This window comes from Sphingomonas sp. LM7, from assembly GCF_002002925.1.
Classification (GTDB): Bacteria; Pseudomonadota; Alphaproteobacteria; order Sphingomonadales; family Sphingomonadaceae; genus Sphingomonas.
The window spans coordinates 2,475,736-2,492,642 of the sequence record NZ_CP019511.1; the positions used below are offsets into that span (position 1 = coordinate 2,475,736).

Genomic DNA, 16,907 nt, shown 5'->3' on the forward strand with positions numbered 1-16,907 from the left:
AGGGAGCGGCAGGACGCAAGTCTGCGGCGCATCCGGCCCCGTCGCTATTTGCCCCGATAGTATCGGATCAGCGGCTGATGCTCGCTGCTGTCGGGCTGCATGTGTCGACTCGTCGCGCGCACGGAAAGGCCGGGCGGCGGAGCGAAAAACTCCTTGTCGATCAGCATTATCTGGGTGGACGAAAGTTCGCTTGCCTTGAGCTCGTAGATCATTCTGTAGAAGCCTTCGAACTGATCGCGATTTTCCCGCTCGCTGATATTCTTCATCGGGGAGTCGATGATCAACAGCTCGGGAAGCGGGGCATTCAGCTCGGTGGCGATACGGTGGATCGCGATCGCGAAGCAGCATTTGAACAGTGTTTTCTTACCGCCACTGCTGAGCGACGTGAACGTGGAAGCGGTGAGGTCGGCCGGGTCGGCCCCGTAAATTTCCGGGTAGAAAGAGGGCGGCTCCAGCTCCAGTCGGTCGTCACATGTGATGCCTGGAACACCGGCACGAACTAGGCAGTCGAGGAAATAGCTGGCGAAGCGATTGAGGCTGGTTCGGTCCGCCTCGGCCTTGGCGCGAACCTCCTTCAACGCCTCGCGCGTCGCCTCTTCGCGCGCGACGATCTCCGCCAATGCCTCGCGCTGCTGTTGCAGCAGCTGCGGCAACCGGAGCAGCCATTTTATGCTGTGCAGTTCCGCCTCGAGTGATGCGCGTTCGCGTTCCTTCAGCAGCGCCATGGAGAGAAACGCGGAGTCCTGTTCGGCCAGAGCACGGTTGAGCTCGGCTTCCATCCGGTCCTTGTTCTGAAGGATGCGGCCTTTCTCGGCGCTCATCCGCGCGAGGTTAGCGTCGATGGCCGTCATAGCACCGTCGAGTTCGGAGCGCCGGCTGGCAATATCGACCTCGAGCGCCGCGACTTCGGCTGGGTCCGCAAGATCCATAAGATCTTCCTGACCGCAGACCTCGCAACAGTCTGGCGCGTGAGGGGGCAATTGCTGCGCACATCGCGGGCAGTCGAGAAATTTCAGGTCGCCGAGGATTTCGCGGGCTTCTGCCGATCGCCGGAACTTTAGGCCGAGCATCTCGATCTCGTTGCGATGACGCAGGTGGCGCTCGCGCGTCGTCCGCAATTCGTCGGCATCGGCATCGATTTTCGCAATGGCATTCCCGAAATTTCGGGACTGAGCCTTCAACTGATCGATCGCGTGGAGCGTTTTCGCGTCGCGCGGCGCGTTACGATATGCGCGTATATTTTGGTCGGCAGTGGCGATCGCGGTCGTCAATGCCGCCTCTCGTTGCCCAATCTCTTCCTCCGACCCGATGCCGACTTCCACGAGCGCCTTGGTGAGGCTGTCGATCGAAGACACGCGCGCCGTGCGGTTGGCCCGCAGTTGGTCGAGTTCTGCTTCGAGATCGGCGACGCGCTCGTCATGATAGCCGATGACGTAGCGGATCACGTCGCGGCTCTTGAGGCGCAGGTAGAATTCGGCGCTTTCTTCAAGATGGAAGAACGAGCTGTCGATGTGATCCTGGTCGAGATAGCAGAACCACAGAAGGTCGCGGACGGTCAGGCGAACGGCTTTGCTGTCTTGTTTGACCTTGCTCTTGCGTACGCGCGGCGGATTGACGCCGGACAGATAGAAAATCAGGTCGGAGAGTGTCTCGATCCCGGTCTCTGGCACCACTTCGCCCGAGGCGACGCGTGCCGGCAGCACGACCGAATAGGGTCCGTCATTGCGTGTCCACGACGCGAACACGTTCCGCGAATCGCGCTGGCGCTCGATTGTCAGCACCGATTGCTCAAGTTCGAGAGTTAGCGTTGCGGACAGAAACTCCGCCTGCAGCGCGGGCGACAGCTGAAAATCGCCCCCCAAGCAATAATCGACAAGCCGCGCAATACTCGATTTGCCCGCACCCATCTGGCCCCAGAAATAGCTGATCCCTGAAAACGCGATCGGCTCCTCGGCCTTTCGAAGGGACAGCACCAGCGACACCATCGTGAATTTCATGATCCGTCGCCCCCAACATCCAGAGCAAGGTCGTTGCGCGCGAGTGGCCCGATCTCCTCACCCCATTTCATGCCGGTGATCTCGGGCACGATCTCGTAAACGAAGTCCTTGAGCTTGGTCGCCGGCATTGATCCGACCGTCTTGACGACCACGGCGCCGCGTTCGGCGAGATCGCGGAATGTCGGCCGGGCACCAAGATCGTCCGCCACCAAGCGTCCAGTGTCGGTAAGGCCTATCTCGATCTTACGGCCGCTCGTCGACAGCGTGATCAATCCCCGCGCCGATAAAAGGCTCAACCAGCGGCGGTAGCGGCCATCCCACGGGCCATAGCGGAACCGGATCATCTTCGTCTCGACGGTCGTGCGCTCGCGCGGCGTCACGGCGGCGGCGTCGGGCGACTTTCCAAGTTTAATGAGCGCGCGTTCGAGATAGATCGGATAGCGCAACAGGAAATCCAGCTTCGCGAGCTTGGTAATGCCTTCAACCGGTTTCGGCTTGGTCTTGTTCGCCTTGTCGGCACTACGTAGCAACACAAGGAGCCGCGCCAGGTGCAATCCATCGGCGTTTTCGGCGTCGGCAGCGGCCTTGAGCACGTTCAAGCTCATGCCTTGTCCTCGAGGCGAAACCGATCGCTCCACCAGAGGCGGCATTCGCTGGTCAACAACGCTGCCGTCCCCATCAGCACTTCGTATGGACTGCCGCCGAGCAATTGCTTCCGATCGCTTTCGAGCCTGCGCAGGCGCGCGCTGACATCGGTGAACATGGTCGGGCCGAACGGCGGCCCGGCGACTGTCTTGGCTGCTATATATGCCTCAAGGCACTCGCCGTGCACCGCCTCTTCAACCTGGCGCAGCTGACGCCCGGCCGTGGCCGGATTCTTGGCCTGGTCTTCGAGAAATTGATATTCGGCCGCCTGCTCTCTCGACTTCATATACTCGACCATGTCGACCAGGCCGCCGCGCTCCAGCTTCTGCTCGAGCACCCCAGCCGGGCGCTGGCCGCCCGGATTGATTGCCGGCTCGCCGACATAGGCAAAGGCCCTGGATGGCGTTGCCGGCGGCGCCAAACTCACCTCGGCACAGACGATGCGCTTCGCAAGGATAGTCGGATCGCTGCAATTGCCGCTCAGCCGGTCGAGCAAATGTCGGTCCGGGTCGGTCACATGAAGCGACGCCGCCCGGTGGAATTTCCCTACAAGCTCGTCGCGTAGCGTGTCGAGCTCGGTAGCGGTGAGATGCGCGCATTCCCCTAATTTGCCCAGGTGCTCGTGCGCGAGCGCAGCGTCGAACTCCTCCCGCGACGGACCCTTTACGAAGGCGAGGCGGCCGAGCACACCGAACAATTGTTCCGCCGTCGCCCCCAGCTCTGCTGCGAGATTGTCGAATGCCTTAGTGAACGGCTCCTTGATGTCGCCGGCCGTCGAACATTGCGAAATGTGCTGCAGCATCAGGCCCGGGCACCGGCCGCGCCGGTCATCGCCCTTGCTTGCCGGCGTGACATGATCGATTGCCGAGTTGGAGACGAACTTGAAATCGCCGATTTCGTCGGGATGTGCCTCGAGCAATTCGATGAAACGTCCGATCGACTTGACCAACGCTGGGCTGGTCAACCTCCAAGCACCGCCCTCCGGCTTCGACGTCTTTATCTGCCAGCCATCGAAGCGCCCATCCGGCCGCTCACCGAGAAAGTCCTCGTGATGCTCGCAGTAGAGCGATACATAGGAGAAGGTGCCGCGCTTGACTGCAACGAGCAGTGCCACGCCATATTGATGCTGGTATCGATAGTTCCGCTCGGTCTCGTCTCCGGGATCTGAACTTATTGTCCCCGACAATCGAGCAACCGGTAGCGGCTGGCCCTCGGTGGAATCTTGGTCACGCAACGACGCTGCCCTCGATTTTCATAAGCCGTCGCCCCCTTTTCGGGAGGCTAGTCAAATCCGCCACACCAAGCAACGCGCTTAGAATCCTCAATGCCGGAGGCAAGGCTAGACGCGGTAGCGGTCGGGCGCGCAGCCGATTCCTCCGACGCGCGCGTTAGCCGGCTAGCCGATGTCACCCACCGATTTGAGAGCATCCAGGCCGTGGATCGTATCGAGCATACGCTTCAGCCCCTCGGCACTGTCGATGCTCCGCGACCCGATGAAGACCACACTCACCTGTACTTGCACGTCGCGCGCATCGCGTCCGGGGCAGCAAGAGCTTGGGCTTCAGGAGACCGTCCGCTTGTGGAGTTCGGCGACCGGGCCGGGGACGGCGGCAATTGGGGCGCTTAGCCGCCGCAGATCACAGCAGATGGACGCCACTGGATGAAGGTGACCATCTATGGATTCTCAATAGAAGAGGAAACATCGGAGCACTGCGGCTGGTCGCAGCCGGCACAGAGTTGCACGAATGCGCATATGCCCTGCCAAAAGGAGGGAGGCAATTCTCGTTCAATACACCAGCTTCTTGGCACGCCGCACGAGGCAGCTACTTTTTGGCAATCGCCCGGAAACTCAACGCCGAGCGGTACATGGCGAGAGCTCCCCGGCACGGCGGTCCGACGTGGAAGCGCCACGCGAAATCTATGTCCACCGCAGCCAGAAATCAGCGGTGAGGTGGCGGTCCCGGATCAAGTCGCGCGATATTCACTTATCGCGCAATCGGTAAGTTGAGCTATTCCGCCAAAGATAGCGGCAATTTGCAAATGCCGACTTTCTCCTTTGGAAAGATCCTCCGATAGAATTCCGCAAACACCTCGAATTGAAGCCGGTGCATCTCGCGCCATGTCGTCGGGCCCTCTTCGAAGCCATAAGCCCAAAGCGCACGACTCTTTATAATTTCATCCGGCCCTATCACCGGCGCAGACGAGGCTCGTACCAGTTTAGTCTCGACGCTTTTTATGCGATTTGTGTCAGGTTCGAATACAATTCGCGTCTCCGCCCGCTCAGTCGACAGTCGCTGACTGTTTGGGCTGACGCGAACCAGCTTGGGCTCCTTATGTTTCGCATAGAATGCCTTGTGATCGACGCTAAGCGGTCCCGCCAGGGCCTCGAAGGTAGTAAACTCCTTTTTCCGTCGAAGCTTCCTCAGCCGGCGATTGTGGATCTCGATCGCCTTGCGAAGATCAGCGGCGAGTAAGGGAATCCGATCTAGCGACCGGACAAATCTGACGCCATTTGCATCATCGACAACCGAAGGGTCGTCCAAAATTGAGGCGACAGCCTTCTCACATGCGTCGGCGTCGTCGCTGGTTAGCAACGACGTGATGCCAGTTAGCAAGTCGTCAAATGCGTAGAGATCGCTGCGCAGCATGATTCGGAGTTGATAAACCAGGTCGGGAATGAATCCTGCTTCGTTTGGGATCGGCATCGCCCACGTCGGCTCGAGAGATCGCCGGAGAAAATTGAAATCCGGCACATTGACCGAGTTGAGGAAGCGATCGATCTGCTCTTGGGTGCGTGCGAGCATCGCCTGCTCGATCAGATTGAGCGCCTTGCCAACCTTCTTCTGTTGGAAAGGCCGCCATCCTTTTGCCGACAATCGGTGGTGATCCGAACCCTTGTGCTCGACAAGAGGCAATCGAGCGACGTCAGCGGCCGTTAGCAGATATGTCTTCGCTTTATCCTCGTGTCCGACCGCGACGATGACGAAGAAGCCTTTGAGCGCGGCGCCGTCGTCCGTGACATAGGCGGCAGGGATGTAATGCACCGTGCTGTCGCTCTGCGCGAATTTGGCTTGAACCACGCCAAGCCGTGGTGACAGCTCGTCGGTAAACCGTCCTTCCGAACGCAACTCTATCAAGAAGTCAGCGCCGTCGACATCCACGGACCGGGTATGAACCCAGAACCTCTCAAGCAGCATGGCGCGGACGCGCGCCTCGCCAAGGCTACCATTTTCCATCGTGGTGATCCACGATCCTTGCGCCATTGCAGCCCTCCATACACCGCCAATTGCTGGTCTTTCTTTGCTAGCATGCGGCGAGTTGCAATGCTTGTTGCGCGAGGCCGTCTTGCGCATCCTCGACTCGCTCCCGTGGCGGTTTCGCCTTGTCGCCGGCCCAGACGGAGTACCAAAATGCGTCTGCAGACTACCGGAGCAACCCTCATTCTCGCGTGTCGCTATGGTTGTTCGAGAAAGGTTGGCTCATAAGCTTGGTCTTGCGGACTCCAGACATATCGACGCGCGCTTTAGGACAATTGAATCTCGTTGGGCCTTTTCTTCCCCACTTGTTCGGGCATCATGCGAGTTGGGGGGTGGGGGTGCAGGGGGTATCTTGACCAAGGGCTCGGAGTTCGGCGCCGATTTTCGTGCACTAGTAGCGGCGCGCGGGCTAACGGCGCCCGATGGCCGACCGCTCTATGCCTATCGTTTTACCAAGGATGAGTACGAGCGGAACGCCGAACTTCTGCGGCGTCACGGCAGGCGCGCGCTCAAGGATTGGAGCGGATGCGCACTGATCTTGATACACGTCGCTGAGTGGTTTCGTCGAGAGCGCGGCGGCGGCCACTGGGACTGGATCCGGCCTCTCGGAAGCATCGGGCTAAACTACGGCTCGGGACGAAGTGTCTCATATTCCGACGTGGAAGATTTGGTCCGGGGCGCCCTTCTAACGTGGCGCCGGCCGTTGCCGAAGGGAGGGGAGCGCCTTCTCGCGGTAATCCGCGAGAGTGGCTTTCCCGTCGCTGCCGTTCGTGAGGATCCCCGCATTTCCGCTTGGCTAAGGCACTCAGTTCTCTGTGCCGAGCGGGGCTTTCAAATCGATCAGGCAGTCGTAAGCGAGGCTTGGCGCGTATCCGACCGCATCGCCCAGGCGCTCGTCGAACCAGCAATCGAGCTGTGCCGTTTCATCGTCGATTTGCGAGCGACTATACCAGTCGAAGCGCGCGGAACGGACCCCGTTGTCCATCTCGACACGTTCCAGCCGGGATGGCGCGAAGCGTTGCCGTTTGACGTCGAGCAAGAAGACGTCCGGACGCTCGTTGAGCGCATGGTCCGCCTTCGCGAGACCGGAGGTGCCGCTCTCGACGTCGAGCGTACCCTCGTCCGCACCGGTGATGGCGAATGGACGGCACGTGCTTCGCTCGTGCTCGAAGGAAAATTGGATATCAGGCGCGTTCCTGCCGGCATCGCTCAGGCACTCGCTGATGGCCGTCGCCTGCGCATCTTTCCGCGCCCGCCATTTTCAGACGAGCTCATCGCCATCGCCGCAATCGAAACCTATGAGGACGAAGGTGGCCCAGTCCACGATCTACGAGCCTTCGTAACCCAATTCGAATCCGAGCTTCCCCTCGAAACCGAGGCGCGGCTATTTGCTCAGTCCGGGCACACCACCGTCGGTGATTTCGTGCCGCCCGGCGGCCAGGCAATCGCGGCTCCCGTCGTCGCACTGGAGGTGCTAGAAGTCGACGAGAGTCAGCAACCGAGACGGCTGCGTGCGATCGGCTCTTCACCAAGCCAGACCAGCAAACCCCTGCTCGCACTTGCGGTCCAACCTGACGTCCTTCCCGCAGTCCAATTCTCCGAGGAGCCCGAGGAGATCGGAACCTGCCGCGAGTCTGGCCGTCGCGTCGTCCTCTTTTCCGGGACCGCAACGCTCGATCATGAGGGCGCGCGATGGCGCTGGCGCACGTCCGCCGAGCGCGACCTCGATGCTCGCCCCATCCTGATCGGCGACCTGGTGCCGAATGTGCGCCAGACCGTATATCGAGGCGTTCCGCGCCTTTGGGCGGAGAGAGATGGTCACGTGGTGTCACCTCGGCCCGCCTCGATCCACTGGCGGCCACGGGGACGCGGAGCTTGGCGTCTCCTTTCGGGGTCTGGCGCCTGGGGGGCGATTGAATTTGCGGTGATCGAGGACGGCGAGCTTCGTCATTCGGTGCCTGCGGACGTCGTACCACCAGACATAAAGTTCGAATTCGATCGCGCGCAGCGCGAACTCAGAATCTCAGGCTTGAATGCGCCCATGCTCAGCGCGTTCGGAGCCGGGCCACTCTCGGTTCGGACCGAAAGGGGCACCCAGGTGATCAGGCTCGGTCCGCCGTCGGGAACGCCAATAGTGACCGTACGTGCGCGCTGGGAGACGGAGATCGCCCTCACGATCGCCGATCCCAGTTACGAGCTGCGGTTAATCGATGAGAACGATAAGCTCGTAAACACGCGCGCGGCCTTCGCGCTCGACGGACTTGGTGGCCGGCGGATTCTCGCAACACACCAAGTCTCGTTATGCATGGAACTCCGCGCGCCCGATGCGCCGCGACTGGCAATTTCGCGTCCGGTTACGGGTGACGTTCCGCTCTCTGCCCTGCGTGATACGATCCGCCAATTACTCGGCCGATCCTCCCGTCTGGATTCGAGCGTCGTTCTCTCGGCCTTGGGCTCAAGCGAATATATAGCAGAGGTTCGCTGGTACGCCGAGGACGTGAATCCTTTCGTGGCATCGAGATGCGACGGTCCGTTCGCCATGCTCGCATCGATTCAGGCGCTCGACCTTCGCGCGATTTCGTTGGTAGACCCTGCCGCCGGCGCACACCCCGTGACCGCACCCGCGAGCGAGGCAGCCATACTCGCCGAACTCGAACCGGTGCTGCCGGACGGACCTTGGCTCCTCTTCGGCAATCGGCGCTCCGGAGAGATAGTTCGCCCTCGGATCTTACCGGCCGCCCGGTCAATGGGCGATTCGACGACAGCTCTAGTGCGCGCGATCACGACCGACTCTGTCGCCGCACGAGCTCGCGAATTCGACGAAATATACGGCGAACCTGCCAAGCTGGCGGGTGACGATGTTCGCAGACTAATCGACCTGACGGTACTCGCGAGGCGAGAACGCCTCCCTGCATCCAGCATCGATGCCCTTCGGGCGCTCGAAAGGGCGCCCGCGGCCGCAGTCCATCTTCTCGCCGCCTGTGACAGCATCGAGGAACGTGGAGCGCTCCTCGATCTTCAACGTGATTTGCCCTTCCTTTGGTGTGCTACCACCATCGAAAGCTGGCTACGTACCTTCTCAGAAAGGTTCGAGGCGATCCGCAACCAGCTGGCAGAGGTCGGCATCGAATTCGACGTCGCGCGCTTGGCGACGAATGCACTTCAGGAAATCGCAAACATACGACCAGAGTTAGCGGGGCATGCGCGCGCGGTGTTTCTTTCCATGGTGGCAAAGAGCGTGATCGGCGGCAAATCGTTCGACGGATCGACCGGGATACTCCTGAGAAACGATCGCCCGATCACAGCACGCATGGAGATCGACCGGTTGATCACACGCCACCAAGAAGGCGATGCGCCGCCGCATTCCCTGTTGTCGGATACAGCTCTGCAGGCGCAGTGGGCGCGCTGGGAGCCCTACGCTTCAGCCTTTGCCCACGTGATTGCAGCACCTTTCGCGGTTGCAGAGCACGCCGCCGGGGTGCACCGCCTTCTTCTCCCAGAACTCACCCGCTGCCGTGACGCGGCACTCTACGACCCTGAATATTTCGAGGTAATCGTCGCCATGCGAACGAACGAATTGCTCAACGCGCTAGCTCAGTCGGGCGGGGCGGCGGCATGATTGATTTCGAACGTATGACGATGCGGCTGCCCGAACAGGCAGCCGATGCTATCCTCGGCATGCTCCGCCCCAAGTCACGAACGCTTGCTAAACATCTTCGCGAAATTTGGGGCGCGCCGGCGGGAATGCCGGGATCAATGCTCGCTGAGCCGCTCATCGAAGGTGCGTTTCCTTGGCTAACACTACCGCACGGTTGGGATGGTCTAGCCAGTCACGTACTCGACCGGCGGACGATCGAGACGCTGAAGTCGGTGTCTTTCCCACCGTATGAGCACCAAGCCGGTGCGTGGGAGTTATTGACCGCGCCCCAACCCGCTTCGGTCATCATTTCCAGTGGTACCGGTTCGGGCAAGACCGAATGCTTCCTTGTGCCCATCCTCGATCGTCTCGTTCGCCTTTCTGACGGCGGGCAGCGACCGCTAACGGGCGTACGCGCACTCATGCTCTATCCACTGAACGCGCTGATCAGCAGCCAGGAGGAACGGCTCGAGCGATGGTTCTCACCTTTTGGGGGCACGCTTCGCTACGCTCTCTACAACGGCGAGACGCCCGAAACAGCCAGCGCGATGGTGCGCCGGCAGAAGCCTTGGCGTGTCGGTGACCGGTCAGCCCTCCGCAGCTCGCCTCCGCCGGTGCTCGTGACCAATGCCACGATGCTCGAGTACATGTTGATCCGCCGTAACGATGCACCGATCCTTGCAGCGTCACAAGGCTCGCTCGACTTCGTCGTGCTCGACGAGGCGCACTCCTATATGGGTGCACAGGCGGCAGAAATCGCACTGCTCCTGCGCCGTGTCGCACTGGCTTTCGGCCGCCAACCACGAGACCTGCGCTACGTCGCGACCTCGGCGACGATCGGTGGCCCGAATGCAAGTGTCGAACTCAAGCGCTTTCTGCGCGATCTCTCTGGTGCTCCAGAGGACCAAATCCACGTCATCGAGGGAGAGCGCGCTCCTCTTCCTCCGGCACCTACCTTAAATCGCCATCCGATCGAACTCGATCTACTTACCGGCCTCGATTCGGCCGAAAGCGGCGCGAAGTTCGCCTCTTCACTCGCATTGCGGACGGCACGTGAACAGCTTCGCGACGGTCGGGTGTTCGGTTGGCGCCAATGGTCTGAGACCGTGCGCACCATAGCAGGAGATACGAAACCTTCGCGTCTCCTCGTGGAGGCGGCAAACGCTCGAGATCCGAATGCCGGTCCGGCGATGGTCGAATCGGGCAATGATTCGATTCTTCCGACCCGCGTTCATCTATTTCACCGAACGGTCCCGGGACTCTGGACCTGTATCAACCCGGATTGCTCAGAACGTCCCGAAGCCGAGGCAACCTCTGATTGGCCTTATGGTGCCGTTTTCTCCGAAGCACGGGAGAAGTGTCCGCATTGTAGATCTATCGTTCTCGAATGGGCGCTCTGTGTCCTCTGCGGCGATGGAGCGCTACGCGCGGAGGAGATGGGAGGCGGTTCCCACGTAACCACTTGGAGCGACTGGGGTGAACTCGACGAGTTCGAACAGACCCTAGAGCGCGAGACTCCGGAGGACGAGGAGAGCGATGACGCAGGCGTCGGTTTGTCAGCGCCGGTCGCCCCAGCACGCGTCTCGCGCCGATATCTGCATCTGCCGCCCCGCAAAGGTTCGTATCGTCTTACGGTCGAACGAGAGACCGGCCTAATCGATGGTGAGAACGACACGCTCGTCTTTGGTGCGTCCGTCGACCTTTCGCTCTGCCCGGGCTGCGGCAAAGCCCCTCCCAATGTCGATCCTGCGCGCGGTGCGCTGCGAACTGCGAACGCCGGTGCTCCTTTTTTAACGGCGCAGATCACTCCAGGCTTCCTCGCCGATCTCTCGCGGGAGCCTCCCGGGGCCGAGCCGCTGCCCAGCGAAGGCCGAAGGCTCATCACCTTCACCGATGCTCGCCAAGGCACCGCGCGGCATGCTGCCAACGTGCAGATTGCTTCGGAGCGCGGCTTCGTTCGGGGCTTCATCTACCACCACGTCCAAGAACGAACCGGCGGAGATCCGGAAAAAATAGCCGAACTCGACCGCAACATCGAGGCGATGCGCGCGCTCGCCGAGAAGCCGCCCTACACGCAGATACTCGAAGGTTTCGAGAAGGAGCGAGCCGCCCTTACTGGAAATCCCGCACTGCCGTGGGCTGGTTTGGTAACGCGTCTCGCTGGCCACACGACGGTCGACGTATTTCTTCGGGATCTTTGGAAGACCACCAATCGTGATCCCCGCTTTGACGATCCGCGGGTACTCGCCGAGTTCCTTCTTTATCGCGAAGTGATGCGCCGACCGAACCGGGCGAATTCGGCCGAAACACTCGGCCTGTTCCGATACGAACTGCCCGGCATCGATGACGCAAAGATACTGCTACCATCTTCGGCAAGCAGTCTGGCGCTAACGGAGGCTGATTGGCGCGATTTGCTGCGCTTGCTAGTCACCCATTTCATTCGCACCAACGTCGCGTTGCGCCTCGATCATTGGTGGCTCAACTGGATCGACCGCCGACAGAGCCACATCGAGATTATTCCTTGGGCACCAGGACAGAAATCGAGCCGGTACGTGCGTCTTTGGCCGAACCCTTATGGTGTTCGTCTCACCCGTATCGTGCGTCTCGTCTTTCAAGCATTGAAACTCGATCCGGAAATGAGCTCCGACAGAGAAAAGGTCGGCGCACTCTTCGACGACGCGTGGATCGCGCTGAAGCGCTATATGGAGCCAAGCGAAAATGGCTATCGGATGAGGCTCAGTGACCTTTCCGTCGCGCGATTGGAAAGCGCGTTTTGGTGCCCGACGACACGGCGTGTGCTCGACACCACGTTCAAAGGCCTGGGTCCTTACGATACCGATGGAATCTACCCTTCGGCGGAACCGATCATCATGCCGATTCTGCGCTACCCGTGGCGGCGCGACGAAAACGGACACGCAGTGAATGAAGACCGACTCGACGCCTGGCTCGGCGAAGACGGACGAATTCGCGCACTTCGCGAAGCGGGGCGCTGGGGTGATCAGAACGACCGTGCGGCTAGTCTGCAGCCTTGGTTGCGTGCGGCGGAACATTCAGCCCAACAGCCGAGCTCACTCCTTCGTCGCTACGAGCAAGACTTCAAGCGAGGCAGGATCAACGTGCTCGGTTGCTCGACGACCATGGAGATGGGCGTCGATATCGGCAGCATAGAGGCAGTCCTCAACACCAATACGCCGCCCCAAATAGCGAATTACCGCCAGCGTGTCGGTCGCGCGGGGCGCCAGCGCCAGCCCATCGCGGTTGGTCTGACGCTGTGCAAAGACAAGCCTCTCGATCGCATGACGATCGCCGACCCGCTCGCATATCTGGCGCGTCAGGCTCGCACACCTCGGGTGAGCCTCGAAAGCCCGACGATTGCCAGGCGGCACGCAGCAGCCTTTTTGCTGGCCCGGTTTCTCGCGGACTTCGGCGCGGAGCTCCACAAGCTCACTAACGGCGTCTTTTTTGGCCTGGTCGCTGCGGGACCGACTAATGAAGGCCAGTCGCCGTCAGCGACCTTTCTCAGCTGGCTCGACCGTACTCCCCAAGACGTCCCTCTCACGGCGGCGCTAACGACACTGCTCGCCGGCACCCCGATTCTACCAGGTCTCGACCTCGCCGAAAGCCTGCGCACCCGAATGGAGCGTATAGCTTCGGATGTGCAAGCGGAGTGGGAAGCTCTCGGCTCGACCGACGCCGCAGAGGGTGTTGGCGACGTCGAGCTCTCAGCCGCCAACAAAGCTCGCGAGCGCCAGCGTAGCAGGCTCGAACGCGGCTACCTTCTCGGCGAACTGGCAGGCCGCGGGTTCCTGCCTTCCTACGGTTTCCCGACCGACGTGGTGCAGTTCGTAACCGAGACGGCGGGTGAGAAGTTTGCGCGCCGTCGAGCTGCTGAATCTGGGGACGACTCCGAACCTGCCGAGAAGAGCTTCGGGCGCGGCTATCCGTCGCGCTCGCGTGAGGTCGGAATTTACGAATATGCCCCAGGCCGCGGGATCGTCGTCGATGGCGTCGTACGAGAGTCCGCGGGCGTCACGCTCAACTGGCAGCGCCCGGCGTCCCGGGAGGGACTCCGCGAGATCCAAAGCCTCCGCACGATGTGGTCGTGTCAGACCTGCGGCGCTCTCGCTTCGAAGCCATCGGCGCTCGAACGTACACTGTGCTCCGAGTGCGGTTCCGACAGCCAAGAGTTCGTGCGATATCTCGCACCGGGCGGGTTCGCGGTGGATATCCGGTTCGAGCTCCACGACGATCCTTCGAACGTTGGCGCCGCCAAGGTGGTCGATCCTTGGGTGGCAACTCGCAATGCGCCTTGGCGTGCCTTGCCTGACCCGGCCGTGGGGCGGGTTCGGGCGAGTGCGGACGGTACCGTTTTCTGGTTCAACCCCGGCGATCACAAGCACGGCTACGCGTTGTGCCTCCATTGCGGTCGGGCGGAATCCGAGACCGACGCACAAGGCGGCCCCGGCCTCGCCGGACACAAACCTCTCAGAGGTGCGCCGACCGCCATCGACGGCCAGACCTGTTCGGGCGCGCCGGAATTCGCGCCCTACGCAATCACTCGCAACGTGAGGCTTGGTCACGAGATTCGGACCGATCTTTGTGAAGTTCAGCTGTATGATTGCGCTTCGAGCGAGGTAGCACTGACCATTGCATTGGCACTACGCGAGGCAGTTGCCGACCGCCTCGGTATCGACGCAGACGAAATGGGTTTCGCAGCCCCGCCGGTTTCCAATCCGCAGGGCAAGGCAAACTGGAGTGCGGTCGTGTTCGACCGCGCGAGCGGCGGAGCTGGCTTTTCCTCCGCAATCTCCCGCGATCCTGTCGGACTGCTTCGCGCAGCTCGCGATTTCTTGGATTGTGCGCGCCTTGGACGCTGCGGCGAGCCTGAAACCCTCCGCGCTTGCCCCCGATGCGTTCTGGCACCCGATGCTCAACACGTTGCGGAGCACACTGATCGCGCCGCCGCCCACGGCCTGCTCGTTGCTGCGGCAGAGCGGCTCAAGCTTCCGCGGGAACACCAGTTATTCGGGGATGGGACGCGCTATGAACCAGCTCCACTTGCCCATGCGCTCGACGAGCGTATGGCTGCGAGCCCCGACGCATCGCTCGTGGTCAGGCTGAGAGGAGAACCCTCCGACTGGGACTTCGATGCCTGGCCGATGACGTCTGTCGTCGAACGCTGGGGAGCGCGTGACCGTAAGGTGATAATCGAAGTCGAGCGCGATACACTCGAGCGTGCTGATGCCGTGACTCGTCGCCGCGTCGCTATGTGGATTCAGCGTGCGCGTGCCAGCCTCGTTGCGCGGGCGGTTGCCGATGCCGACCTGCTGGCACTCGTCATTACGGACGGCGAGGTCGAAGCGTGGAAATCATCGGACCCGCTGGCCGGCGCAATTGGCGCCGGCTGGGGCGGGACCTCGGAAGCGCCGGTCGTACGCGGTCCTGGCGGGGCTCGTGCGGCGCAGCTAGACATCATCGACGTCGCTTCGCTCCTGGCCGAACGCATTCGCGAGACGATCTTCGAAATCGGATCGGAACTCGACGGCCCCGCCGTTGGCTTCGGTGCAAGGCTGATGGGTGCGCTCACTACGCGCAATTCTACGCTCGCCGATGTCTTTTCGGGACCTTGCACGGAAATTTGCTATTCGGATCGATACCTCTTTAGCCCCCTCGTCGTCCGTTTGGTCGTCGAGATGTTGCGCGGCCTCTCCGATGGCAACACGCGAATCGAGATCGAAACTCTCGCGCAACGCAAAAGTAATTATCGCCCTGGCCGAGGAAAACTGAAGGACGACTGGCAGGACGAGGCGGATCGCGATCTCGTGTTTCGGCATCTCCTGGGCACGATCTCGGCTGCCGCTAGGTTAGCGCCATCACAAAGCGTCGCTCATCGCCGTCGCCTCGACTTTAAGACGGCCCGAGGATCAGGAACGATCTTTTTCGATCAGGGTGTCGGATCCTGGGCGGTGTCGAGCAACGAAGGCTTCGACATGCGCGCGAACCACACAGATCAACTGGTCGCGATCGAAAAGCCCTTCACGATCACGAACGGGGCCGACGGTACCTTTTTCGCGATCCGTTTGGATTGACGGCGGACGCACCGGTGCGGACCTCGGCTTCGTTCTTGAGCCGTTGCTCTCCGCCGCCGATCAGGCGATACGCGCGGTAGAGGTGAAGATGACGCGTCCGGCTGCGAATCCTGCAAACTCCGTGAGGGCAGAACTCGAACTCGCCGGCGAGCGGTCGTCATTGACCACAGCGACGTCGAAGAAGAACTATGCCGAGGTGCTTTCGCGCGCGTTGGCTACGCGCTTCGCGAACGAACTCCGTCGGTCGTTCCCGGGAATTCTGCCAGATGCCGAAGGGCGTGGTCAGGAATCCAGGGCACGAACGGCGAAGGGCGTCAAGAAGCTCGATGTCAATTACTCGACGGCGGAGCTCGGCTTGGGTCTCGGCGTGTCGATCAAGACCATCAACTTTCGCGACGCCGCGACTGGCCGATACACCAAGAACTATACGCGCGCTGACGGAGAGCTCCGCGCGGAGGCTTCCGACTATCACGTGCGCCAGCCTTACGCTGTCATGGTGGCGGTCATCTTCCTCCCCATCGACGCTTGCGACGACGCGAAGAAGGATCCCTCCAGCTTCGGCCAGGCCGTGAAGATCTTCCGCTTCCGAGGCGGTCGCGACGAACCGACGGATGATCCGAACCTGTTCGAGGCGGTGTTCATCGGCCTGTACGAGACCGATCCGGCGCGGTTCGGCGAAGTGGTCTTCTTCGACGTCCGGAAAGCCCCCCCTAAATCCGGTCGCCCGAAGGATGCGATGACTTTCGAGGAACTCGTCACCGAAATCAGGCGCAATTACGACCTCCGCAACAGCCCCGTTTTCGAATGGGCTGACGCGCAGACAGAAATCTTGACCGAACCACTTATCGATCCGGACGAGGAAGTGGAGGAAGGGGAAAACTGAGCTGGCTCTGCTCGGATGTGGTGGCGAGCTCGCCCAGATTGCATTCCCACACGACGTAGACGTCGAAGCCGAGATCTCTGAGCGATCGTTCTTTCCGTTCGTCGCGCGCCACATTACCTGCAATTTTATTGGCCCAGAACTCGGTGTTGCGTTTTGGCAGGCGCGACTTCCTGCAGCCTTCGTGTCCGTGCCAAAAGCACCCGTGGACGAAGACCGCCCATTTACGTCGCGTGTTCGATAGATCCGGACTTCCCGGAAGGTTGGCCGAATGAGTGACGTACCTATGGCCTGCTCGCCACATCCATCTCCTCAGTGCACGCTCCGGCTTCGTGTCCCGCTGGCGCACGCGGCGCATCCTGCGCCTGGTCTCCTCGTCGGATGCGGCGGGCGGTCGCAAAG

General features: G+C 61.3%; 8 protein-coding genes. 3 read left to right on the plus strand and 5 right to left on the minus strand.

The features are described 5' to 3' along the window. Nucleotides 1-44 precede the first annotated feature (44 nt). From BXU08_RS11300 to BXU08_RS11315, 4 genes are all read right to left on the minus strand, one after another. Nucleotides 45-1,997: a hypothetical protein gene (locus tag BXU08_RS11300; protein WP_077510148.1), complete on the minus strand. Its 1,953-nt coding sequence runs from the start codon at nt 1,995-1,997 to the stop codon at nt 45-47. Then, the gene (locus BXU08_RS11305) at nt 1,994-2,602 is read right to left on the minus strand and encodes a hypothetical protein (RefSeq protein WP_077510149.1); all 609 of its coding nucleotides are present in this window, start codon (nt 2,600-2,602) and stop codon (nt 1,994-1,996) included. Before BXU08_RS11305 ends, BXU08_RS11300 begins: the two co-directional genes overlap by 4 nt. After that, nucleotides 2,599-3,876: a dsDNA nuclease domain-containing protein gene (locus BXU08_RS11310; RefSeq protein ID WP_077510150.1), complete on the minus strand. Its 1,278-nt coding sequence runs from the start codon at nt 3,874-3,876 to the stop codon at nt 2,599-2,601. The genes BXU08_RS11305 and BXU08_RS11310 overlap by 4 nt, the downstream gene beginning before the upstream one ends. A 775-nt stretch (nt 3,877-4,651) precedes the next feature. Beyond that, nucleotides 4,652-5,995, minus strand: a complete 1,344-nt coding sequence (locus tag BXU08_RS11315; RefSeq protein WP_171982497.1) for a hypothetical protein — start codon at nt 5,993-5,995, stop codon at nt 4,652-4,654. A 256-nt stretch (nt 5,996-6,251) separates the two neighbouring features. On the opposite strand from BXU08_RS11315, the gene BXU08_RS11325 reads away from it, so the two are divergent. The 3 genes from BXU08_RS11325 to BXU08_RS11335 all read left to right on the plus strand — a co-directional run bounded on the left by BXU08_RS11325 (nt 6,252) and on the right by BXU08_RS11335 (nt 16,508). Then, nucleotides 6,252-9,518, plus strand: coding sequence for an STY4851/ECs_5259 family protein (locus BXU08_RS11325; protein ID WP_150125513.1), 3,267 nt, complete (start codon nt 6,252-6,254; stop codon nt 9,516-9,518). Further along, nucleotides 9,515-15,625: a DEAD/DEAH box helicase gene (locus BXU08_RS11330; RefSeq protein WP_077510154.1), complete on the plus strand. Its 6,111-nt coding sequence runs from the start codon at nt 9,515-9,517 to the stop codon at nt 15,623-15,625. The genes BXU08_RS11325 and BXU08_RS11330 overlap by 4 nt, the downstream gene beginning before the upstream one ends. Nucleotides 15,626-15,713: 88 nt before the next feature. Further along, nucleotides 15,714-16,508, plus strand: a complete 795-nt coding sequence (locus tag BXU08_RS11335; protein WP_077512311.1) for a hypothetical protein — start codon at nt 15,714-15,716, stop codon at nt 16,506-16,508. Here the strand turns inward: BXU08_RS11335 and BXU08_RS20530 are convergent. After that, entirely contained in the window at nt 16,468-16,905 is a 438-nt protein-coding gene (locus BXU08_RS20530; protein WP_366926555.1) for a very short patch repair endonuclease, read from the minus strand. The genes BXU08_RS11335 and BXU08_RS20530 overlap by 41 nt on opposite strands. Nucleotides 16,906-16,907: the final 2 nt, after the last annotated feature.